The sequence below is a fragment of the Pseudomonas sp. 2995-1 genome, from assembly GCF_002742505.1.
GTDB classification, from domain to species: Bacteria; Pseudomonadota; Gammaproteobacteria; order Pseudomonadales; family Pseudomonadaceae; genus Aquipseudomonas; species Aquipseudomonas sivasensis.
The window spans coordinates 1-233 of record NZ_LJSA01000341.1 but is presented as its reverse complement, the minus strand read 5'-3'; the positions used below and the strand labels follow the sequence as shown (position 1 = coordinate 233).

Below are 233 nucleotides of genomic sequence, written 5' to 3'. Positions count from 1 at the left end.
CAACATTTCTTTAGGTCGTTACGTCTAGTTGTATAAGAAGGTAGAAACTGGACTTGATTTCTTAAAAGGTGGGGTTGAAATGGCGCGGTCACGCAAAACTAAAAAGAGGGTTTCGTTATTTATGACAGTTGTAATCGCAGCAGCTATTTTGTTCAGCCCGTTTTATAAGAATGGTATAATACTAGATTTCTTTGGAATTGCATTCGATAATCCTTTTGTTACGGTTATTGAAG

General features: G+C 36.5%; 1 protein-coding gene. It reads left to right on the top strand.

What is annotated here, in order from left to right; all coding sequences use genetic code 11:
• Positions 1-28: 28 nt before the first annotated feature.
• A partial coding sequence (locus tag AOA61_RS31830) for a hypothetical protein (protein ID WP_218197352.1) occupies positions 29-233 on the top strand: 205 nt, incomplete at its 3' end.